The organism is Mesorhizobium sp. B2-3-4 (assembly GCF_006442315.1).
Taxonomy (GTDB): Bacteria; Pseudomonadota; Alphaproteobacteria; order Rhizobiales; family Rhizobiaceae; genus Mesorhizobium.
The window spans coordinates 1-21,437 of record NZ_VFVY01000016.1 but is presented as its reverse complement, the minus strand read 5'-3'; the positions used below and the strand labels follow the sequence as shown (position 1 = coordinate 21,437).

Annotated in this window: 23 protein-coding genes; 11 read left to right on the top strand and 12 right to left on the bottom strand. The window is 65.0% G+C overall.

Features of this window, described 5'->3' with window-relative positions:
- Window positions 1–217 precede the first annotated feature (217 nt).
- Entirely contained in the window at window positions 218–658 is a 441-nt protein-coding gene (locus tag FJ967_RS22180) for a hypothetical protein (RefSeq protein WP_140733949.1), read from the top strand.
- Between the two features lie 69 nt (window positions 659–727).
- Here the strand turns inward: FJ967_RS22180 and FJ967_RS22175 are convergent, their stop codons facing one another.
- The gene (locus tag FJ967_RS22175; protein WP_140733948.1) at window positions 728–2,350 is read right to left on the bottom strand and encodes an ABC-F family ATP-binding cassette domain-containing protein; all 1,623 of its coding nucleotides are present in this window, start codon (window positions 2,348–2,350) and stop codon (window positions 728–730) included.
- Between the two features lie 207 nt (window positions 2,351–2,557).
- Between FJ967_RS22175 and FJ967_RS22170 the strand changes: the two genes are divergently transcribed.
- The 4 genes from FJ967_RS22170 (at window position 2,558) to FJ967_RS22155 (ending at window position 6,026) form a co-directional block, all read left to right on the top strand.
- Window positions 2,558–4,798: a caspase family protein gene (locus tag FJ967_RS22170; RefSeq protein WP_181176088.1), complete on the top strand. Its 2,241-nt coding sequence runs from the start codon at window positions 2,558–2,560 to the stop codon at window positions 4,796–4,798.
- A gap of 146 nt (window positions 4,799–4,944) precedes the next feature.
- The gene (locus FJ967_RS22165; RefSeq protein ID WP_140733946.1) at window positions 4,945–5,259 is read left to right on the top strand and encodes an EthD family reductase; all 315 of its coding nucleotides are present in this window, start codon (window positions 4,945–4,947) and stop codon (window positions 5,257–5,259) included.
- A gap of 162 nt (window positions 5,260–5,421) precedes the next feature.
- On the top strand, window positions 5,422–5,733 hold the full coding sequence (locus FJ967_RS22160) for a hypothetical protein (protein WP_181176087.1): 312 nt from the start codon (window positions 5,422–5,424) through the stop codon (window positions 5,731–5,733).
- 32 nt (window positions 5,734–5,765) lie between these two features.
- Window positions 5,766–6,026, top strand: a complete 261-nt coding sequence (locus FJ967_RS22155; protein ID WP_140733945.1) for a hypothetical protein — start codon at window positions 5,766–5,768, stop codon at window positions 6,024–6,026.
- A gap of 176 nt (window positions 6,027–6,202) precedes the next feature.
- Here FJ967_RS22155 and FJ967_RS22150 read toward each other — a convergent pair whose 3' ends face one another.
- Window positions 6,203–6,832, bottom strand: coding sequence for an NADPH-dependent F420 reductase (locus FJ967_RS22150; protein WP_140733944.1), 630 nt, complete (start codon window positions 6,830–6,832; stop codon window positions 6,203–6,205).
- Window positions 6,833–6,884: 52 nt separating this feature from the next.
- Complete coding sequence (locus FJ967_RS22145) at window positions 6,885–7,577, bottom strand: SDR family NAD(P)-dependent oxidoreductase (RefSeq protein WP_140733943.1); 693 nt, start codon at window positions 7,575–7,577, stop codon at window positions 6,885–6,887.
- Between the two features lie 175 nt (window positions 7,578–7,752).
- On the opposite strand from FJ967_RS22145, the gene FJ967_RS22140 reads away from it, so the two are divergent.
- Complete coding sequence (locus FJ967_RS22140; protein ID WP_140733942.1) at window positions 7,753–8,382, top strand: glutathione S-transferase family protein; 630 nt, start codon at window positions 7,753–7,755, stop codon at window positions 8,380–8,382.
- Window positions 8,383–8,389: 7 nt separating this feature from the next.
- Here the strand turns inward: FJ967_RS22140 and FJ967_RS22135 are convergent, their stop codons facing one another.
- Window positions 8,390–8,989 (bottom strand): YdeI/OmpD-associated family protein, encoded by a 600-nt coding sequence (locus FJ967_RS22135; protein ID WP_140733941.1) that lies wholly within the window; start codon window positions 8,987–8,989, stop codon window positions 8,390–8,392.
- Window positions 8,990–9,185: 196 nt separating this feature from the next.
- Between FJ967_RS22135 and FJ967_RS22130 the strand changes: the two genes are divergently transcribed.
- Together FJ967_RS22130 and FJ967_RS22125 are read left to right on the top strand one after the other, a co-directional pair.
- Window positions 9,186–9,530: a VOC family protein gene (locus tag FJ967_RS22130; protein ID WP_140733940.1), complete on the top strand. Its 345-nt coding sequence runs from the start codon at window positions 9,186–9,188 to the stop codon at window positions 9,528–9,530.
- A gap of 190 nt (window positions 9,531–9,720) precedes the next feature.
- Window positions 9,721–10,449 carry an SDR family oxidoreductase gene (locus tag FJ967_RS22125; RefSeq protein WP_140733939.1) on the top strand — a complete coding sequence of 243 codons (729 nt, stop codon included), beginning with the start codon at window positions 9,721–9,723 and terminating at the stop codon, window positions 10,447–10,449.
- A 17-nt stretch (window positions 10,450–10,466) separates the two neighbouring features.
- Here FJ967_RS22125 and FJ967_RS22120 read toward each other — a convergent pair whose 3' ends face one another.
- Window positions 10,467–11,435, bottom strand: coding sequence for a LysR family transcriptional regulator (locus FJ967_RS22120; RefSeq protein WP_140733938.1), 969 nt, complete (start codon window positions 11,433–11,435; stop codon window positions 10,467–10,469).
- A 16-nt stretch (window positions 11,436–11,451) separates the two neighbouring features.
- Entirely contained in the window at window positions 11,452–12,357 is a 906-nt protein-coding gene (locus FJ967_RS22115; RefSeq protein WP_140733937.1) for a S1C family serine protease, read from the bottom strand.
- Between the two features lie 267 nt (window positions 12,358–12,624).
- Between FJ967_RS22115 and yghU the strand changes: the two genes are divergently transcribed.
- The gene (gene yghU, locus FJ967_RS22110) at window positions 12,625–13,497 is read left to right on the top strand and encodes a glutathione-dependent disulfide-bond oxidoreductase (protein ID WP_140733936.1); all 873 of its coding nucleotides are present in this window, start codon (window positions 12,625–12,627) and stop codon (window positions 13,495–13,497) included.
- Between the two features lie 94 nt (window positions 13,498–13,591).
- Here the strand turns inward: yghU and FJ967_RS22105 are convergent, their stop codons facing one another.
- Window positions 13,592–13,891, bottom strand: coding sequence for a DUF1236 domain-containing protein (locus FJ967_RS22105; RefSeq protein ID WP_140733935.1), 300 nt, complete (start codon window positions 13,889–13,891; stop codon window positions 13,592–13,594).
- A 548-nt stretch (window positions 13,892–14,439) separates the two neighbouring features.
- On the opposite strand from FJ967_RS22105, the gene FJ967_RS22100 reads away from it, so the two are divergent.
- Window positions 14,440–15,180 (top strand): sulfotransferase family protein, encoded by a 741-nt coding sequence (locus FJ967_RS22100; RefSeq protein ID WP_140733934.1) that lies wholly within the window; start codon window positions 14,440–14,442, stop codon window positions 15,178–15,180.
- Between the two features lie 424 nt (window positions 15,181–15,604).
- Here the strand turns inward: FJ967_RS22100 and FJ967_RS22095 are convergent, their stop codons facing one another.
- Window positions 15,605–16,141, bottom strand: coding sequence for a hypothetical protein (locus tag FJ967_RS22095; protein ID WP_246675354.1), 537 nt, complete (start codon window positions 16,139–16,141; stop codon window positions 15,605–15,607).
- Between the two features lie 111 nt (window positions 16,142–16,252).
- The gene (locus tag FJ967_RS22090; protein WP_140733933.1) at window positions 16,253–17,380 is read right to left on the bottom strand and encodes a YadA-like family protein; all 1,128 of its coding nucleotides are present in this window, start codon (window positions 17,378–17,380) and stop codon (window positions 16,253–16,255) included.
- Window positions 17,381–17,641: 261 nt separating this feature from the next.
- Here FJ967_RS22090 and FJ967_RS22080 point away from each other — a divergent pair, with 261 nt between their 5' ends.
- A complete protein-coding gene (locus tag FJ967_RS22080) occupies window positions 17,642–18,778 on the top strand; it encodes a helix-turn-helix transcriptional regulator (RefSeq protein ID WP_181176086.1) in 1,137 nt (378 codons plus the stop codon).
- A gap of 49 nt (window positions 18,779–18,827) precedes the next feature.
- Here FJ967_RS22080 and FJ967_RS22075 read toward each other — a convergent pair whose 3' ends face one another.
- The 3 genes from FJ967_RS22075 to FJ967_RS22070 all read right to left on the bottom strand — a co-directional run.
- Entirely contained in the window at window positions 18,828–20,042 is a 1,215-nt protein-coding gene (locus FJ967_RS22075) for an amidohydrolase family protein (RefSeq protein ID WP_181176085.1), read from the bottom strand.
- Between the two features lie 131 nt (window positions 20,043–20,173).
- Entirely contained in the window at window positions 20,174–20,338 is a 165-nt protein-coding gene (locus FJ967_RS33475) for a hypothetical protein (protein WP_181176084.1), read from the bottom strand.
- The coding region (locus FJ967_RS22070) for a WD40 repeat domain-containing protein (RefSeq protein ID WP_140733931.1) at window positions 20,335–21,437 on the bottom strand (1,103 nt) is incomplete at its 5' end. The genes FJ967_RS33475 and FJ967_RS22070, both read right to left, overlap by 4 nt.

The window sequence follows — 21,437 nt, the reverse complement described above, 5'->3', positions numbered from 1 at the left end:
CCGCCGCGTGTCGATAGCGAAAATGTGTTCGGACATCATGTCCGGTTTGCGCGAGAAACGGTCATTCGTCGCCAGTCATTCAAAAGCCGCGATTCGCCGAAAACGAAAGACGGTGCTTGGAACCAAAGCCGGGGCAAGACTGTTCTGCTGTGACTTTGGCTACGATGCCGACGTACCAGGCCGATTGGATAAGCGGCGACCTTGAGGAGCTCCCATCATGACCATCTCATCCGGATTTCGTTCAATCGCGGTTGCCGCCATTGCCACCGCGGGCATCGGCTTTGCCAGCGCGGCACACGCCGATAGCGGCACGATCCGCTTTTCCGTCTACAAGGCTGCCTTCTTCGTCGGCGGATCGGGTGGCGAAGGCACGTTCACCTTCCACGGCAAGACCTATCCCATCTCGATCGGCGGCGTCTCGGGCGGCCTCGCGTTCGGCGTTTCCAAAACCTATTTCCACGGCACCGTGCGCCACATCAGGCGCGCGCGCGACGTGACGGGGGTCTATGGCGCGGCGGGCGGCGGCGGCACGATCGGCAAAGGCGCCCAGGTCATCCTCATGAGCAACGACAAGGGTGCGCAGCTCGAACTCACCGGCAAGCAGGTCGGCCTGCAGGTCAATGCCGATCTCTCCGGCATGGCCATCTCGCTGAAATAAACGGACATCGCCTGAGGCGCGTCGCTTCGGACCGTGCGACGCGCCTCGGCGCAAATCCCGAAGCTGGAATCAGCTCCGCAGCCCGGGCGCCTCGTGCCCGGTGCGCTCGACATATTCGGTATAGCCGCCACCATAGGTCTGGATGCCTTCGGGCGTCAGCTCCAGCACGCGGTTCGACAGGGCGGCGAGGAAGTGCCGGTCGTGCGACACGAACAGCATCGTGCCCTCATATTGCGACAGCGCCTCGATCAGCATCTGCTTGGTGGTGATGTCGAGATGGTTGGTCGGCTCGTCCAGCACCAGGAGGTTGGGCGGATCGAACAGCATCAGCGCCATCACCAGCCGCGCCTTCTCGCCGCCTGACAGCACGCGGCATTTCTTCTCGATCTCGTCGCCGGAAAAGCCGAAGCAGCCGGCAAGTGCCCTGAGCGGCGCCTGGCCGGCCTGCGGAAAATTGTCCTCCAGCGTCTGGAACACGGTGCGCTCGCCATCGAGCAGTTCCATCGCGTGCTGGGCGAAATAGCCCATCTTCACGCTCGGGCCGCGCACCACCGAGCCGGTATCGGGCTCGGAAGCGCCAGCCACCAGTTTCAGCAGCGTCGACTTGCCGGCGCCGTTGACACCCATGATGCACCAGCGCTCGCGCCGGCGGACCTGGAAGTCGAGCCCCTCATAGATGGTGCGGCTGCCATAGGCCTTGTGCACGTCCTTCAGGGTGACGACGTCCTCGCCGCAGCGCGGCGCCGGCTGGAACTCGAAATTCACCACCTGGCGGCGCTTGGGCGGCTCGACGCGGTCGATCTTGTCGAGCTTCTTCACCCGGCTTTGCACCTGCGCGGCATGCGAGGCGCGCGCCTTGAAGCGCTCGATGAAGGCGATCTCCTTGGCCAGCATCGCCTGCTGACGCTCGAACTGCGCCTGCTGCTGCTTGTCGGCGATCGCCCGCTGCTGCTGGTAGAATTCGTAGTTTCCCGAGTAAGCGGTAAGCGAACCGGCATCGATCTCGACGATCTTGTTGACGATGCGGTTCATGAATTCGCGGTCGTGCGAGGTCATCAAAAGCGCGCCGTCATAGCCCTTCAGGAACTGCTCCAGCCAGATCAGGCTTTCGAGGTCCAGATGGTTCGACGGTTCGTCGAGCAGCATCACATCGGGCCGCATCAGAAGGATGCGGGCCAGCGCCACGCGCATCTTCCAGCCGCCGGAGAGCTTGCCGACATCGCCGTCCATCATCTCCTGGGAAAAGCCCAGGCCATCGAGCACCTCGCGGGCGCGGCCGTCCAGCGCATAGCCGTCGAGCTCCTCGAAACGGTGCTGCGCCTCGCCATATTTCTCGATGATCTCGTCCATGCGGTCGGCCTGGTCGGGATCGGCCATGGCCGCTTCCAGCTCCGCCATCTCGGCCGCCACCTCGCTTACCGGTCCGGCGCCGTTCATCACCTCGGCCACGGCGCTGTGGCCTTCCATGTCGCCGACATCCTGGCTGAAATAGCCGATGGTGACGCCACGATCGACCTGCACCTGACCCTCGTCGGGCAGTTCCTGCCCTGTGATCATGCGAAACAGCGTCGTCTTGCCGGCGCCATTGGGTCCGACAAGGCCGACCTTCTCGCCCTTCTGCAGCGAGGCCGACGCCTCGATGAAGACAAGCTGACGGCCGTTCTGCTTGCCGATGTTTTCTAGTCTGATCATGGGAATTCCAGGCGCGATATCTGCGGTGATTGAGGATTTGCCCGGGCCTTACGCGAATGACGGTGCCGGGGGAAGAGGCAGAAGCGCCGCAGCGCTTGATCGGCCATCGTGCAAGACGGCATCGAACGGCCGCGAACGCCGGCCATCGCGTCACTTGATCGCCCCAATCGCATATCTATGATCTGCCGGGGCAACCGGGTGGGTTTCATGGGCGCTTCCTTGTCGAGGGTTTCGGCTCTGGTGCTGGTGATGCTCGCCGCGCTGCTCGGCGGCATGTCGGCGGGCCGCGCCGGCGTCGTCATGAACCAGTCGTGCGAGGGCGGGTGCGCCGACACGCTGAAGGCATGGCTGTCCGCCGAACAATCGGCATGGTTTCCGGTGCTTGCCGGTCCGGCCGAGCGCTTCGAGGTGACGGGCGACCAGGCGGCCTGCCCGGCCAGGCAAGGCGCGCAGCCCATCGTCCACGCGATCGTGCTGGCGCCCTACTACCGCCATTTCCTCAAACTGCCGGGCACGCAGAACGATGCCGTGCTGCTCAAGGCGCTGTTCGAGAAACGCGGCGTCGCGCCGGAGAACCTGCATGTGATGGATGGCGACGCGGTCACGCGCAAGGCCGTGCTCGACGTCATGCGTTCGACAATTGCCTGCGCGCGCGAGCGCGACCAGGTGGTGGTGAGCTTTTCGGGCGGTGCGAGCTCCTACATGAAATGGGGTGCGCGCAGCGATCCCGACGGCTTCCTGTCCAGGCGCTGTTCCGATCCCTCGCTTGACGCCGAGACGCGGCGCGACCTGTGCGCCGACACGGTCAGGACTGCGGTTTCGGAGCGCTTTCTGGCGTTGGAGAAGAACTTCAACGAGCATGTGCTGTTCACCTCCGACACCATCGTCGTCGGCCACACGCGGATGGCCGAAGGCTCGGCGGTGATCGGTATCCGCACCAGCGAACTGTCGAATTTTGCCATCCAGCTGCAGAACCGCGGCGCCGACGTGATCTTCATCTTCGACACCAACTATGCCGAGGACTTCAAGCTTCTCGAACAGAACGAAGCCGCCCGCTACAAGGCGAGATGGCACTGGCAACGCGGCGACGACAGCACTGCCCCGCCCGCCGACGCCGTCGAGCTGTTCGGCGCGGGCGAGATGGCGGCGCTCTATGCCACGCGATGGAACGAACTCGGCTACGAGACCAGCCACACCGGCGACGTCGTGCTGGGCGAGCTGACCTTTGCCGTCTCGCAAGCCTTGCGCAGCAACCCAAGCCCGACGATCGAACAGCTTGCCCGCGAGGTCGACCGCACCATGGCGGCGCAGAACCGCGACCAGATGCCGGTGTTCGAGGCCACCAATCCGAACCTGCGCTTTCTGGCCACCCGCGACGAACCGCAATCCAACCCCGACCGCATCGAGGTCATCAATCCCAAGCTCAGCCGTGGCGCGACACCGATCCACGATCCGCAGATGGACATCGTCGCGCGCTATCGCGGGCCGGGACCGGCGGCCTTCGCCTCCATCGACGGCGTCAATGTCGAGATCGACGCCAACGGCCAGTTCCGCCGCCCGGTCAAGCTCGAAACCCGCGGCGAACTGCCGATCCGTGTCTATGGCCGCGACGCCTCGCTGCTTTCCGAGCGGCGGCTTCTGTTCGGCGAGAGCGAGACGGTGGCCTCGCTGGCGCCGGTCGGCCGGCGGCTGGCGCTGGTGATCGCCAACCAGCACTATGCCGATCCCGCCTTCCCGACGTTGCGCACGCCCATCGACGACGGCAAGGCGGTGGCGCAATTGCTTGCCCAGCGCTTCGGCTACACGACGACGCTGACAATGGCCTCGGGGACGGAACGCAGCCTGCTGCTCACCGACGCCACCAAGGCCGACATCCAGAAGGTGCTGTTCGACCTGCGCAAGTCGCTGACGGCGGAGGACCAGTTGTTGATCTACTACGCCGGCCACGGCCAGACAGACCAGGAAAACACCGCCTACTGGGTGCCGGTCGACGGCGATGCCAGCGAGGATTTCACCTGGGTGCGCGCCTTCGAGATCACCGAGGACCTGCGCAAGCTGGCCTCCGGCTCGGTGCTGCTGATTTCGGACTCCTGCTATGCCGGCGGCCTGTCGCGCGACGCGGTGAAGGCGCCCGAAGGCCCGCGCGACCGTTACCTCGCCAAGTCGACGCGCTTCAAGGCCCGTCAGCTGATCGCCAGCGGCGGCGACGAGCCGGTGCAGGACGGCGGCGGCGGCGACCACTCGCTGTTCACGCGCGCGCTGCTCGATGGGCTTGCCGAAATGCCCGACAAGGTCTTCACCGCCAACGAGCTGTTTGCCGGCAAGGTCAAGCCCAAGGCGGTCGAATATGCCTTCGCGACATCGGCCAACGGCCAAACGCCTGTTTTCTACCGCATGGTCCAGGCCGGCGACGAGCCGGAGTCCGAATTCGTCTTCGTCGGCAAGTGAGCCGCAGGAACGCGTCCTCTTCCGCCACCGCAACCCCTCGCGCCCATAAAATTCGGCGAGCGGTCGAAATCCGCTGCTGTCGAACGACTTTGGCACGGGGACCCGCGCGGCCCGACCAGCAACGCCAACAGGACAGGATAATGGCAATGGCCAAGATGCTCGTGATCTACAAAACCCCGGCCGATCCGGCCGCCTTCGACCGCCACTATTTCGACGTCCACATACCGCTGGCCAAGAAGCTTCCCGGTCTGCGGCGCTACGACGTCAGCCGGCGGCCGATCATCAAGCTTTCGGCCGGCGAGATGCCTTATCTGGTGGGGACATTGTATTTCGACAGTCTCGACGACATCCGCACCGCCTTCGCCAGCGACATCGGCGCCGCCTGCGCCGCCGACCGGCGGATATTGGCGCCGGGCGACGACGACCTGACGATGCTTTTGTTCGACGCCGACGAGGTGTGAGCCCTGTCTTCCCCCTCCCTGCAGGGAAAGCTCCGCTCCAGACACACTTCAGAAACAAGATTCAACATCCGGGAAAAACTGGCGAAAAAATCGTCTGCGATAACCATTCCCGTGGCAGCCGGACAGCGGCCGCCGCGCCAACGCAAAGGGATGGTCCCGAAAATGCAGCGACTGACGACCGGATGGATGGGTGCCCTGCTTGGCATTTCGCTTGCCATCACTGCGGTCGCACAGTCGGACGCGCAAGCGGCGGTCACCCGAAGCGAATATTGCAGCCGGCTCGGTCTTCAGCTCGACGGAGCCATCCGGACCAAGGCCGAACCCGGTGCCAGCGCGAGCCAGATCGCGCAGGCCACGGCATTGCAGGACAAGGCGAACCGGTTCTGTGCCGAGAGCAAGCAGGCGCAAGGCATCCGCACCTACGCCAACGCCCTGAAGCTGCTCGGCGTGACACCGGTCGACCTCAACCAGTGACGACAAGCATCAACCTCGAAGGAAAGCCTCTGATGAACAAGCCCCTCCTCTCCGCACTCGGCCTTGCTCTCGCCCTCGGCCTCGTCATGCCGGTTGTCGGCGCCAGCACCGCCAACGCGGCCGCCACCACCACTGCCGCGTCGACCATGGCGCCGGTTGCCGCTTCCGCCACCGTCAAGCCGGTCCAGGTTGCCGCGAAGAACAAGCATGTCAAGAAGCACGTCGAACATATCAAGCATGGCAAGCAGCACCACAAGCATGTGAAGAAGCACACCCACAAGAAGCACGCCTAGCCGTTACCTGACCCCATATTCCTTCTGATTTCTCCCTGACTTCCTCCCGGGAAAAGGCCGCCACTCGCACCAAGCGAGGGCGGCTTTTTCTTGCGTGCAATTACGCAGACCAGGTCGCTGAAAGCGCGCCGGAACAGGCACTTGCAGCCATTCCACGATTCAGATCGTCAACCGCCTCATACGACGCCGAGTGCTGCCCGCACCTGCGGCCCGCTCATGTCGCTGTCGAAAACCGCTGCGCCGGGATCGAAGCGGCGGGACTGCGACAGCGGTCCGACAACCACCGGATCGAATCCGGCATCCGCCACCAGCCGCGCTGCCAGGGCAACGGCCTCTTTGTCATCGCCGGCGAGCGGGATGCCGATCCTGTCGCCAGCGCGGTGCGCCTGCGATTGCAGCGTCGTCCACATCACCGTGCTGAAGGCACGCACCAGTTTCGCCCGCGGCAAAAGTGGCGCCACGGCAAAAGCCACGCCATCCCCGCGCGCCAGCGCCGCGTCACCGAACGCCCCGTCGCGCGGCGGATCCGGCACCGTGGCGTCGAGCAGCGCCTTGTCGCCGAGCGTGGCCCCGATCTCGGCCGCGACATCGGGCCAGGCCCGGAACGGGATGGCGGCCAGCACGATGTCCGCGCCATCGACCGCATCGATGGCCGAACCTGCCCTGGCTTTGCCGCCGAATTCGCCGAGCATAGGCCGCAGCCGCTCGGGATGCCTGACCCCGAAGGTCACGCCATATCCGGCGTCTGCCCACAGCCGCCCGACCGTGCCGCCGATCATGCCCGCGCCGAGAATTCCGATCCTCATTTTCGCCTCCTGTTGAACAGAGCGATCCGTTCTCGCCACAGCGGCCCCGCCGTCACCACGGCAATCTCTTGCCGTCGCGAAAAAAGCCGCCGGTCGGGCCGTCATCGGGCAAGGTCGCGGCCCACACGATGCCCGCCGCCCCTTGCGCCACCGGGCGTCCGCCCGGTCCGCCCATGTCGGTGGCGACCCAGCCGGGACAGACGGAATTGACCAGCACGCCCGAGCCGCGAAGGTCCGCCGCCAGCACGCGGGTCAGCGCATTGAGCGTCGCCTTCGAGGTCGAATAGGCCGGCGCGCCCGCCCCCATCGAGGCCAGCGAACCGCCTTCGGAAGAGACATTGACCAGCCGTCCATGGCCGCCCGCTCCAAGCAGCGGCGCAAGGGCGGATGCCACGCGCCAGGCGCCGAAGACATTGGTCTCGAACGCTTCGCGGATCACGGTCCAGTCCGGCGGCAGGGCGCGCGAGCCGCTGTCATAGTGGATGGCGGCATTGTTGATCAGCACGTCGAGCCGGCCGAACCGGCGCCTCACCTCGCCGGCTGCCCTCTCCGCGGCGTCAGGCGCGGCGACGTCGAGCGCGATCGCCTCGATGGCGCCATCGTGCCCTTTCGCCGCCGCCTCGCCCTTGGCGAGATCGCGCACGCCGAGCAGCACGATGAAGCCGAGCGCGGCGAGCTGGCGGCCGGTTTCGAGACCGATGCCGCGATTGGCGCCGGTGACGAGGGCGACTTTGTTTGTGTTCATGGCAAAATGCCTCTCCGTGTCGGTCATCCCGGGAAAAATGGCACGAATGGAATTGTTTTTTTAGACGGCGGAGATCGCAGTCGTCATGCGACGGTGCGCATGAGTTGATTGCGCTGGAATCGGGTGTCGGCGAGGGCCGCACGATGCGATCTTCGATCCATCACGAGGTCAGGCCATGCTCACGCTCCACGATTATCTACCGTCGCAGAACGGCTGGAAAGTCCGGGTCCTGCTCGGGCTGCTGAAGATTGCTCACGACAGCCGCCTCGTCTCGATTTTCGAAGGCGAGAGCCATACCGACGCCTTCTTGGCGCTCAATCCGGCCGGCGCGGTCCCGGTCCTTCAACTCGAGGACAGCAGCACCATTGCCGAATCCAATGCGATCCTCACCTACCTCGCCGAAGGAACGCCCTTCCTGCCGGCCGATCGCTATCGGCGCGCCAAGGTCATGCAATGGCTGTTCTTCGAACAGTACAATGTCGAGCCGGTAATCGGCTCGTTGCGGTTCTGGACCTTGACCGGACGGCTCGAGCGCAATCAGGCCATGGTGGCCGGCAAGCGCGAAGCCGGCGCCCGCACCCTCGTCGCCCTTGATCGGAGCCTCGGCGAGACGCTGTTCCTCGCCGGCAATGACTTCACCATCGCCGACATCGCCGTCTATGCCTACAGCCACCTGGCCGGCGATTGCGGCTTTTCCCTCGCGGACTACCCCGCGTTCGCCGCCTGGGCCGGCCGCGTGAAAGATGCAATCGGGCCAAGCTACCCCATCCATCCCTACGGCATCGATTCGCATTCGGGCGCCTGACGGCGCCTCACTTCTTGCCCTGCGGATGGATCGTCTCGCCGCGCTTCAGCATCGCCACGAAGGTCTCGATCTTCTTCTTGCGGCCGGCCTCGGTTTTCATGTTGTGGGTGCGGAAGGCGAGCGCGAAGCGGTTCTGGGCGCTGAGTTTTTCCAGCATCGCCTTCGCCGCCGGCTCGGCATCGATGGCGGCTTGCAGATCGTCGGGGATCTTCATCTCCTTGCTGCCGCGATAGGCGCGCGCCCAGCGCCCATCTGCCTTGGCCGCATCGACCTCCTTCAGCCCTTGCCCGGTCATGCGGCCCTCCTCGATGAGCCGCGCGACATTGTCGATGTTGATCTTGCTCCAGATGCTCTTTTTGCCGCGCGGCGTGTAGCGCTGCAGGAAGCTGTTCTCGTCCAGCCCCTTGCGCACCGCGTCGATCCAGCCGAAGCACAGCACCACGTCGACGGCTTCCTTCGGCGTGATCGATTTCAGGCCCGAGCTCACCTTGTGTACCTTGATCCAGACTTCGGTTTCCCTGGCGTGGTGCCGGCCGAGCCAGTCGTAAAAACTGGCGGCGTCGGGGAATTCCCTGACCTTGTCGGGATCGACCTTGACCGGCGCCATCAACCGGCCCGCCAGTTCGCAATCGAAGTCGCCGGTGTCGGTGTCATCTTGCCTCCTGCATCATGTGATTCCGGGCATCATGGCATGATCCACTGTCAGTTTTCGGCAGCAATGGAGCCGGCCGCCGCCAGGCAACGGAACGCACCATCCATCGCCGCGTTGCGGCAAGAGTGCAACCACCCCATGGAGGGTCCCGATGGCGATAGAGACCATTTTCGCCCATGTCAGCTGCTCCGATCTGGAGGCCAGCATAGGCTGGTATGAAAAGCTGTTCGGCAAGCCGCCGCTACGCCGGCCGATGCCGGGGCTGGCCGAATGGCAGTTCACCGAAAGCGCCGAGGTCCAGTTGTTCGAGGACAAGGACAAGGCCGGCACCTCTACGCTGACGCTCGGCGTGCTGCCGCTGGCGCCCGAGCGGCAGAGACTGGTCGATGCCGGCCTCGCACCCGGCCCGATCGAGGAAGCCGACCATTTCTGGATCATGCGCATGCGCGATCCCGACGGGAATCTGGTGGTGCTCGCGAGTGCGCAGAAGGCGTAGAACCGGTGCAACAGTTGGAAAGGTAAGCTCCTTCCGACGCCCCTTCGGTCCTGTCGGACAGGTGACGCCCAAAGTCTTCTTGTCCCATCATCGGCATCTCCGATGACGCCATCGGCTTCTTCCGTTTCCCCTGGCCTTACCGACCTGCCAATCCCCTGCCGGTGTCCATCCAGACAAAGGCAGAGCGGATATGAACATGACCAGACAGAAGATCCTTATCGTCGGCGGAGGCTCCGGCATGGGCCTGGCGTTGGCCAGACATTGTGTGGAGGCCGGTGCCGGCGTCACCATCGCGGGGCGCGGCAACGATAGACTGCGGCAAGCCCGCGAGGTGCTCGGCAATCCGACCGGCTTGGAAACTGCCGTCGTCGACGTCACGCGCGAGGACCAGGTCGCTGCGCTGTTCGCGGGCATTGGCCGCCTCGACCACATCGTCAGCACCGCGGCCGACATCGAAGGCGCCTACCGGCTGCTGCCGGAGCTCGACCTCAGCGCCGCGCAACGCGTGGTCGACAGCAAGCTCTTCGGCCCGCTGTTGCTGGCCAAGCACGGCGCGCCACGGCTGGCAGCCGCAGGCTCGATGACTTTCGTCTCCGGCATCGCCGCCTACCGCCCGGCGGCGCGTGGCTCGGTCGTCGCCGCCGTCAATGCGGCACTCGAAGGACTGGTGCGGGCCTTGGCGGTGGAACTCGCGCCCATCCGCGTCAACGCGGTGTCGCCGGGCTGGGTCGACACGGAAATCTGGGCGCAGGTTGCCGGTGACAGGAAGGCCGAGACGCTGGCGGCCATGGCCGAGCGGCTGCCGGTCGGCAGGATCGGCCAGCCCGAAGATATTGCCGACGCGATCTGCTTCCTGATCGGCAATGGGTTTACCACCGGAACGACGCTGCATGTGGAAGGTGGACATCGCCTGATCTAGACGGAAGCGCCGCGCTCTCAGGACTTGTTTGGAAACAAGACCTTGGGGCGGTTCGCCGATTGAGGACCTGAACCAGCGCGCACGCGGTCGGGCACAAGCGTTTCGCGCGCGGCGGCGAGGAATTGCCGGAGCGCCGGCGGCTGGACGCGCCGGCGCCGCCACATCATCGTCAGCGGCGCCGTCCGCGTCTCGCCGGGCCACGTCAGTTCGGTCAGGTCGCCACGCGCCAGCGCGTCGGCCACGGCCAGACGCGGGACGAGGCCCAGCCCGGCGCCGGCGGCGACCAGCCCCGCAATGGCGCCGATGCTGCCGACTTCGGCGGCGATTTGCGGCGCGCCAATGCCGGCTTCGGCAAAGGCGGTATCGACCATGTGCCGGTAGATGCATCCGGGTTCCGTCGCCACGAAGCGCAGCGCGGCGAGTGCGATCAGGTCGCGTGGCGCTACGCCTTGCCCCGCGGCCGCGACCAGCACCAGCGGTTCGGCCCCTATCGTGCGCCTGGCCAGATGTTCGTCGCCGGTGCCCTTCGTGACATCGCGACGCTCGAAGCAGAACGCAACGTCGATGCCGCCATCCTCCACCAGCCGCCGTAATGTGCCGCTGTCAGCCACCTTCATCTTGAGGGTGATGTCGGGATGACCGGCCTGGAAGCCCGGCAGCCAGGGCGCCAGCCGGGCCGAGGCGATCGTCTCCAGCGCGCCGATGGTCAACGCACCGCTGGTCTGGCCCGCTGCCACCTGAACGGCGGCGCGCGCCTCGCCGTCAAGCCGCAGCAGCTCCTCGGCGATGGGCTTCAGCGCCAGTCCCGCCGGCGTCGGTTCCAGACCCGATTTCGTGCGCGTGAACAGGGCGGCACCCAGTTCGGCTTCCAGCGTCTGGATCTGGTCGCTGACACTCGATTGAGCGAGGTGAACCGTCTCGGCGGCGCGCGTGATGCTGCGGCTCAGCGTCACCGCCAGAAAGGTCTTGAGCAGCCTTGGATGCATTGCCGATGCAGCGCGACTACTGCAGCTGCGGCTTCTTCAAGAAACTGCCGCGGTCGGCGGATTTGACGCGCAGCCAGGTCTCGCGGCCGTCGCGTACCACCCGCATCGGAATTTCCGCCCCGGCCGAGCCGCTGTCCCACAGCTTTCGATAGAAGTCGGCAAGCCCGTCGACCGCGCCGTCGCGCACCTCGGAAATGACGTCGCCTTCGCGCAGGCCCGCCTTGGCGGCCGGGCCGCCCTCGGTCACGCTCATCACCACCACCTTGCCGTCGCTTTCGGCCGACAGCGCGCCGAGCCATGGACGCGGTGGCTTGGCCACCTGGCCGCGCGTCAGGAGGTCGTCGAGTATCGGCGGCAACAGGTCGATCGGCACGATCATGTTGATATCGGCAACCTCGCCGGCGCGGCTCATCTGCAGGCGCAGCGAGCCGATGCCGAGCAGCGCGCCCTCGGCGCTGAATAATGGCGCGCCGCCCCAGGACGGATGCGCCGGCGCAATGAAGATCGCCTCGTCGAGCAGATATTCCCAATAGCCGGCGAATTCCTGCTTGGTGACGATCTTGGCCTCGACCGCCCGGCCGATGCCGTCGGCGAGCACCACCGCATCGCCGATCCGGGCCTTGCCGGCATCGCCAAGCGCCACTGCCGGCAGGCCGGTCGGCGCCAGCGCCTGGACGAGGCCGAAGCCCGATTCCTGGTCGTAGGCCAGCGCGTGCGCCGGGATGACGCGGCCGTCATGCGCGGTCAGCCAGACCTCCTCGGCCTCGGTGATGAGATACCCGATGGTCAGCACCAGCCCGTCATCCCTGATGACGACACCGCTGCCTTCCCTGAGCGTGCCCAGCGCCCCGGCCGTGAAGGCGTCGTCCGGAACGGTTGCCCGTACGGCGACGACGGAGCGCGGATTGGGATTTTGCGTCATGATTTTGTCCTGCGATGCGAATGCCTGACGGCTTGTTCTATAGGTATGCCGTGGGCGGGATGGTGCAAGGGGTGGGAAGCGGTGGTCATGGGCCACGGAAAGCCAATTGTCTGGCTTTTCGTGTTTCGAACGCCTGGCAGCGATGCGTCCATCCCCAAGGCTGTCCATCCCCAAGGCATTGACAATAGTTCAACACAAGTTGAACTTCCCGCCCCGCAGCCCTAGCTATATCCCACCTTTGCCCTCCCCCACGAGACGAGAGCCGACATGACCGAATACACCCCGCCGAAAGTATGGACCTGGAACAAGGGCAATGGCGGCGCCTTTGCCAGCATCAACCGGCCGGTCGCCGGGCCGACGCATGACAAGGACCTGCCCGTCGGCAAACATCCGCTGCAGCTCTATTCGCTGGCGACGCCGAACGGCGTCAAGGTGACGGTGATGCTGGAAGAACTCCTGGCGCTTGGCCACAAGGGCGCCGAGTACGATGCATGGCTGATCCGCATCAACGATGGCGACCAGTTCGGCAGCGGCTTCGTCGAGGTCAATCCCAATTCCAAGATCCCGGCATTGATGGACCGCAGCGGCAAGGATCCCGTACGCATCTTCGAGTCCGGTTCGATCCTGGTCTATCTCGCTGAAAAATTCGGCGCCTTCCTGCCGACCGAACAGCCGGCCCGTGCCGAGGTTCTGTCGTGGCTGTTCTGGCAGATGGGTTCGGCGCCTTATCTGGGCGGCGGCTTTGGCCATTTCTACGCCTACGCGCCGGCGAAATTCGAATATGCCATCGACCGTTTCTCGATGGAGGTGAAGCGGCAGATGGACGTTCTCGACCGCCGGCTGGCTGAGGTCGAATATCTCGGCGGCAAGGACTATTCGATCGCCGACATGGCGGTGTGGCCCTGGTATGGCGGGCTGGCGCTCGGCCGGATGTACAATGATTCAGCCGACTTCCTGTCGGTGCAGGAATACAAGAATGTGCAGCGCTGGGCACAGGCGATCGATGCACGCCCGGCGGTGAAGCGCGGCCGCATGGTCAACCGCGCCTTCGGCGAACCGGCCATGCAGTTGCATGAACGCCATGATGCCGGCGATTTCGACACGAAGACGCAGGACAAGCTGGCCGCCGCCGCAGAATAATCCCTGGCGCCATCATCGAAAAGCCCGCCACGACCCTGTTGTTCGTGGCGGGCTTTTCGATATCTGAAGCTGGTTCGGCTATCGCCGACCCGGATCAGTGAAGGACCTCGACGACTTCACGGGTGTCGGGGTCGACCAGCACGGTCTGGTCATTGATCACCGCAACGCGATACTTGACGTTCGGCACTTCGCGCAATTCCACCTTATCGGGCACCGGGGAACCAAGTTTCAGCTCGACGCCCAGCAGGTTCACCGACGCCAGCGGCTCCTTCTTCACATATTCGCGTACGACCGTTTCCTGTTCCGGCTGGACCACGATGGTATCCGCCATAGCGGCGCCCACGCCGCCCAGCAAAACGATGGCAGCCGCGGTACTGGTAAGGTAATGTTTCATGACAACCTCCATGATTGGCTATTCCGAATTCCGCCCTGGGAGGAAAACTCGCTGACATCTCTGAGGTTCCGCTACATTTCTTGAAATAAATGTGGCGGAAAAAAAGCAATATGCCACATTCTACTATCTTCTTGAATGAAGAATCTGGCACAAATAGCAATATTTGAATCAAACGACTTCGCTACCTCTGCAAGAACCACCCGTTGCCTGACAGGATGGGTCCACAGCAGCGCCGTCTTAGCAACCGCTAACGTATGGCGCGCGCTGTCGTTCCGGATGCATTCGCATCGGCGATAAAAAAGGCTCGCCCTGCCGGGAGCAAGGCGAGCCTCCAAGCGGCCGGCGGAGGTGGCGCCTCGCCGGTCTCGCTCCAGACAACGCGGGTATCTCCACCTGGTTCCTTGTAGTCGAGGTCTGTGCGTTCGACCCGCCCGGCGACGCAATTTCTGCCAAATGTAGAAAATTATTGCGCGATACCCCACCTGGGAGCAACATGACTCCAACAGGCCGCAATAAGAAAGAACAACGGTCTATCAGGGGATTGGGGCATGACACTCAAATTGATCGGGGCCGGTTTTGGCCGCACCGGCACATGGTCGACCTTTGCCGCGCTGAACAAGCTCGGCCTGCCCTGCTACCACATGCAGGAAGTGATCATGAACAAGGCCAATGCGGGCCATCTCGATTTCTGGCGCAAGGTGGCCAACAGCCCGCCGGGTTCGCAGCAGGACTGGAACAAGGTTTTTGCCAGCTACACCGCCACTGTCGACAATCCCGGCTGCTGCGTCTGGCGCGAACTGATGGTGGCTTACCCCGACGCCAAGGTGCTGCTGACATTGCACCCACGCGGCGCCGAAGCATGGTACGAGAGCACGATCGACACGATCTACTTCACCGAGAATCTGTGGCAGTTCAAGATATTGGAATGGCTGACGCCGTTCGGCCGCAAGTTCGGCGACATGTCGCGCAAGCTCATCTGGGGCCGCACATTGGCCGGCGTCATGGGCGACCGCGACAAGGCGGTGGCTCGCTACAATGCCTATGTCGACGAGGTGAAGGCGGCCGTGCCGCCGGAAAAGCTGCTGGTGTTCAAGGTCAGCGAAGGCTGGGGTCCGCTCTGTCATTTTCTCGACGTGGCACAGCCGAACGAGCCCTTCCCCAACCTGAACGACCGTGAAACGATCAAGAAGATCATCCGCGACATCATCAAGGGCTCCTATATCATGCTGGGGCTGACGGTGGCCGCCATGGCCGCGCTGATCGCGGCATTGTGGTGGTGGCTGGGCTAAGGGCAGTCCACGCGCCCTGACGGCATGGAGCGCATCGCGTTTGCGCTTATCTTCCCGCCACCAATCCAGGCTTCTCCGATCAGGGCTCTGGCCCTTCTTCAACCTGGCCGCGAGCGTCGTCATTATATATCAATTGGCTAAAATAGCGGAACGTCCAATGGACATTGCCGGAACCGAACAGGTCCTCCCGGACCTTTGCGCGCGCAACCCAAGACCTTGGTCCTACAGGGAAAACCGAATGCCAGGACGTCCTACAGCGGCGGTTTTCCAAGGTGCGCCTTGGCGCGGAAGCCGGCATCGCTAAATCGGCACGTTGCGTCTGGGTGCAGCCTTGTCGCGATGGATCGCCCTTTGAATACAACCGACCGGCCTCGCCGGGGAATCCCGATGCTCATCGAACCGGGATTCGACGGTGTGGCCAACGTCAGGGCTTCGTCGACTTGACCTTCTTGCCAACCGAAATCGACGGCGGCTCCGGCGGCGAGGTGGCCGGCGCCGGCCTGGACTGATCGGCTACCGGCTTGTCCGGAGCCTGCGGGCCACCTGCCTTGAGATTGACCGAGACGGCGAAAATCCTCCAATGCCGGTCCACCGGCTCGAACAGGAGCTCGAACTCGATCTGCAGCGGCGCCGATGGAAAGAACCCCGCCATGTGCAGCATGCCATCGGGCTCGATCTGCGGCAAAAGGGTAAGTTGCGGTTCCAGCACCGCGATGGCGCCGAAATCAAGCGCCTGCTTGCGCTGGGCAGCGAATATCTCGCCGAGCCGCGCGGCGCTGTTGGCCTGGAAATTCGGCGAGCCGAGATCGCGCAGTACCGTGTAATTGCCTGTCTTGTTGGCTTGGTCGAGGGCCAGCAGTGTGCTGCGCGTCAGGATCAGCACGCCGTTGCGGTCGATCTGGGCGGGCTTGGCCTGCCCTTTGTCCGAGCTCTTGGATTGCGCCAGTGCCGGCGACGCCATGCCGCCTGGCACAGCGGCAAATGCCAGCCATGCCACCACGGCGCTTTGCCGCCAGGTCCGGTGCAAGCCTGCTCGCTGGCCAAAACCCATGCCGCGGCCCGTCGGACCGGGCTACCAGGCCACCGTCACGCCGGCGCGGCCGCCAACCGTGTGATTGCCGGCGCCCACGCCGATGCCGCCGCTCAGGATGACATTCTCGCTGATGCGGGCCTGGGCGCTGCCGGCAAAGGCGTTCTCGCCCTGGAACGTGCCCCAGTTCAACGACACCGCATAGTTCTTGTCGCCGGGAAGGCCGCTGCCGGCCATCGCCAGCGCCATCGCGGTGCCCTCGAATGCCTTGTCGATCCTGCCGTTGACGGCGTTCAGTCCGCTTTCCAGGCTGCCGACGCGGCCGTCCAGCAAGGCGATATTCGTGGTGTTCGTGGCAATGTTGGCCGTGTTGACCGCAATGTTCGCCGTGTTGGTGGCGATGTCGGCCGTGTTGGTGGCAATGTCGGTGGTGTTCGTGTTCACCCGCGTGTCGAGCGAGGAAATCTGCGTCGTATGCAGGGCGATATCGCTCTCATTGTCGGTGATACGCGTTTCGTGGTTGGCGAGTTCCGTGGTGTGGCCGCTCACGGTGCCTTGCAGTGCGCCGATGTCGGAACTGTTCTGCGCGACGGTTGCCGGCAGTGTCGACAGCGACGCGAAGTCGAACGTCGAGGCAGCCAGGTTCCCGGCGCTGTCCGTCGTTACCATGTAGGTGGTGCCGGACTGCGCGCCGGTGCTGGCGGCGGAAGGAAGGCCGGCCAGCGTGTAGGTCGCGGCGCCGGTGCCGATGGCAACCTGGTTCACCCTCGTCGTGGCAACACCCTTGCCTATAGCGGTGGACCCCGTGAACCCCGCATTGGCGCCCGCGCCAACAGCAGTGGTGTCACTGCCGAACGCAGTGGAGTCGGAGCCCAAGGCCGTGGTATTGGCGCCGTTGAAGGCCGAGGCACCGGCACCGATGGCTGTATTGTGGCCGCCATCAAAAGCATGGGCCTCGTTGCCGAACGCGCTGTTGGTGGAACTGCCGGACGCCAAGGCGTCGACGCCGCAGGCATAGGCACCGTCAAGGCCGTCCCCGTCGCCGCAATCGTCGGCGAAAGCCGGCGCCGCCGAGGCTAATGTCACGCCGACCACCACCGAAGCGACGCCAAGGACGGTGCGCATCAACGGCGGTTTGAAGAAACCGCCACGCCTCGAACCGTCGGCCACGAACGCGCACCCTGCTGCGCCGCACTGCTTTTCCATCCGCACACGCCCCCGCCTGATCGAACGCAAGATTCGCAATCCGGAAAGAAGCTAGCGGCCGTCCCGGGCCACGGCATCCACCAGATGGTGGATACGGAACCGCTTGTGCGAATGTATAGGTGATGGCGTACCGATTAACCTGACAACTTGGTTGAATAACCTAGCCAAGACACCGGCCGTATGTTGTATTTTCCGTCTTTGCACGCTTTCGGGGGAGAGCATATTTTGCTGGATGAATTTTCTGAACTGGCCGGGATGATCGGCACATTCTACGACGCCGTCATCGAACCCGACCTCTGGCAGAAGGCGCTCGACGACATGCGCCGCCATTTCGGCTTCCACCTGGGCGCGCTCTCGGTCATCGCCCTGCCCTCCGGCACCGGGGTGGTGCAGGTCACCACCAACATTCCCGACGGCTACCTCGCCGGGATGAGCGCCTACAATGACGACGTGATCCAGCTTTGGGGCGGATTGGCCCGGATGGCCGAATTCCCCCTGGAGGAGCCGGTCCTCCAATCGACGGTCACCGGTCCCGAAATCTGGAATGGAAATCGTTTCTACGAGGAATGGGTGAGGCCGCTCGGCCTCGTCGACCAGGTCGGCATTCTCCTGGCGCGCGACAGGACGATGGTCGGCAACCTCGGGCTCGGCCGCCATGAATCCGCGCCGCCCCTGACGGAGCGTGACATGGACGGCCTGCGGCTGCTGGCGCCGCATCTGCGCCGCGCCGTAACCATCAGCCGCATACTCGAAGGGACGGCGGCGGCCGCCGCCACGTTCGAGGCAGCGCTCGACGCGACGCGCTCGGCGGTGGTGCTGCTCACCCAGGACATGACGATCTTGCATGCCAACGCCGCCGCCAGGACCATGCTGAGCAATGGCGATCCGATATCGTCGGTACGCGGCAAACTCGCGCTGCCGCGCGAACTGGTTCCCAATCGCTTGCAGGCGGCCGTGCAGGCGGCGGCGCGCGCCGAGCAGGAGCTCGGCCGGCGCGGCATCGGCATCGCCGCGAAGTCGCGCGACGGCACGGCGCTCGCCATTCAGGTGATGCCGCTCGAGAACCGCTCGCTGCGCGGCGGGCTCGACCGCCGCGCCGTTGTGGCGGTGTTCATCGGCGATGTCGCCGCGCCGCTGGAAATGCCGGCGGATGCCATGCGCCTTCTCTACGAATTGACGCCGGCCGAACAGCGCGTTTTCGAACTGGTGGTGGGGGGAGAAAAGACGGCCGACATCGCACGCACGCTGGGTGTGGCGCCAAGCACGGTGCGAAGCCATCTGCTCAAAGTGTTCGAGAAGACCGGCCGCCACACGCGAGGCGACCTCGTCAAGCTCAGCCGGGAAATCACCTTGCCGGGCTAGCTCAAGACGATATGCAGCCGCGGCATCGCCGGACCGGCTTGAGCAGCCTTCATGCCCAGGGGACCAGCACCTTGCCATCGCGGGCAACCGCCTTGCCCGCACGATACACCGTGCGCTGCTTCGGCACCGCCACCACGGCCTCCGGCACATGCTGAGCCGGCATTGCCACGAAATCGGCCCTGGCGCCGACCGCCAAGCCATAACCCTCCAGCCCGAGCGCGCTCGCGCCGGCATGGGTCACCACGTCAAAGGCGGCTTCCAGTTCGTGGTCTTCGTAAAAGCCGGAGCGGTAGCCGATCATGTTGGCGCGCGAAAGCATGTCGCCATCGCCATAGGGCCACCAGGAATCACGGATGTTGTCGGAGCCGCTGAATACGGTGACGCCGGCCTGCCTCAGCGCCGCCACCGGCGGGAAGGCATGGTTGCCGGGCGCGTTGGTCATGATCGCAACGCCACGGGCCGCCAGCATCTCCCCGGCTTTCGCCAGGGCATCGGCCGGGATGTCGCCAAGGCCGTAGGCATGGCTGACGGCGACATGGCCCGCCATGCCCGATGCCTGTGTTCGTGCCGCGATCTCCTCGACCTGGAACAGGCCGAGCGTGCCGCTATCGTGCAGATGGATGTCGACGCCCGCGCCGTGCTTTTGCGCCAGTCCGAAGATTACGTCGAGATGGCCGTTGACGTCGCGGTCGAAGCTGGCGGGGTCGAGCCCGCCGACAAGATCGCAGCCGAGCTTCAGCGCCTCGTCGAGCAGGTCCGCCGTGCCGGGCGACGACAGAATACCGCTTTGCGGGAAAGCGACGAGCTGGATGTCGATGAGGTCGCGGTATTTTTCGCGTACCGCCAGGATGGTTTCGACGTGCTTCAGTTCGACCGACGCGTCGACCATGACATGGCTGCGCATGGCGAGGCTGCCATTGCCGATGCAGAGTTCCAGCTGGTTTTTCGCCCGCTCCGCCATCGGCGCTGCCGCCGCAAGGTTCCGCGCCTGGAAGGCAACGCGCTCGCGCACGTCGAAGCCGTTGGTGCAGGGAATATGCGGGCGCCAGGCATCGCCGTAAAAGGACGTGTCGAGATGGATATGGCCCTCGACGAAGGCCGGCACGACAAGCTGGCCGCCCAGATCGATGGCGGCTGGTTCCACGGCGGCGCGGTCAGCCTGCCCGGCCGGAGCGATGGCGCTGAAGCGGCCGCCGATGACGGTGAGGTCGGCCAGCGACCCATCAGCCAGCCTTGCATTGCGGAAAATCGTCTGTTCGCTCACCGGCGCTATCCCTCGTTGTGAAGCGCCACTCCTCGCCGCTGCCCCGCCACAGGTCAATGCCACGGGCGGGAGAAACTGTTTCACGCAACTGCTTCGGTAACCAGACAACCGATCCACATTGCGGCCCCAGCCTATTCCGCTTTCACGGAAGTTTCGAACGCCAGCCGATGTGCGATGGTGTTGGTGCGGCGGTACGAGCCGCCCTGGTTGACGCGGGCGCCGAGCACACCCCAACAATGCGCCCCCTCGCCCGCGTCGACCATGGCAGGCGCCTGCGCGGCAACAATTCCCCTCACTCCGGCGCCCCCGCGAACAGCACCACGCCCTCGCCGCCCGCGGCCGGCCAATCCCTGATGGTGCGGTCGTAGCCGCCGGTCAGCACCGTGCCGTCGGCGGCGAAGGCCACCGCGTAGATCGGCCCGGTCCGGCTGTCGAACATGGCTATCTGGTTGCCGCTCTCCATGTCCCACAGCCTTGCGGTGCCGTCGAGCGAGCCCGACAGCAGGCGCTTGCCGTCGGCCGACAGCGTGAGCGTGTAAACGGTGCCCTCATGGCCCTCGAAGCGCTTGACCTCGCGGCCGCTGTCGAGATCCCAGAGCTTGATCGTCAGGTCGCCGCTGCCGGTGATCAGATGATGCCCGTCGGCCGTGAACGTGGCGCCGTATGTGCCTTGCTCATGGCCGTGCCAGCTGCGCAGCTGCTTGCCGCTCTCGATGTCCCAGAGTTTCAGCGTCCCGTCGATGCTGCCTGAAACGGCCTGCTTGCCATCGGGCGAGACGGCGACCGCGCTGACCGACCAGTCATGGCCGGTCAGGACGTGCAGCACGGAATTGCCGACGACGTCCCAGACGATGACATTGCCCGTGTCGTGGCCGCTGACGGCGCGCTTGCCGTCCGGGCTGATCGCCAGCTGTCTGACGCCGCCGTTCTGGCCGGACTGGAAAACGTGCAGGATGGCGCCGTCGGCCAGTCTTCGCCGCACGATCTCGCCGTCGTCGCCGGCCGTCAGCGCGCTGACGCCGTCGGGCATGTAGAGCGCGGTGCGCGCCATGTCCTTGTGGACGCCGAGATCGCGGATCAGGTGCTTGCCGCCGACGTCCCAGAGCTTGATCGTGTGGTCCGTACTGGCGCTCATGATCGAGCGCCCATCGGGCGCCACGGCCAGCCAGACGACAGCGTCGCGATGGCCCTCGGGCAGCGTCGGCAGCGGTGGCGGCGCCGGCGGCAGCGGCGCCACGGTGGCCGGCGGAATGACCGCGACCTCCGGTGGCGCCGGCGCGACGGCCGGTGGCGACACCACGGCGGGCGGAGCTGGCTGTATGGCCGGAGGAGTTGCGACGACCGGCGGCGCGGCTGGCGGCGTGACAGCCTGCTCGGGTGGCGGCGGAGCAGGAG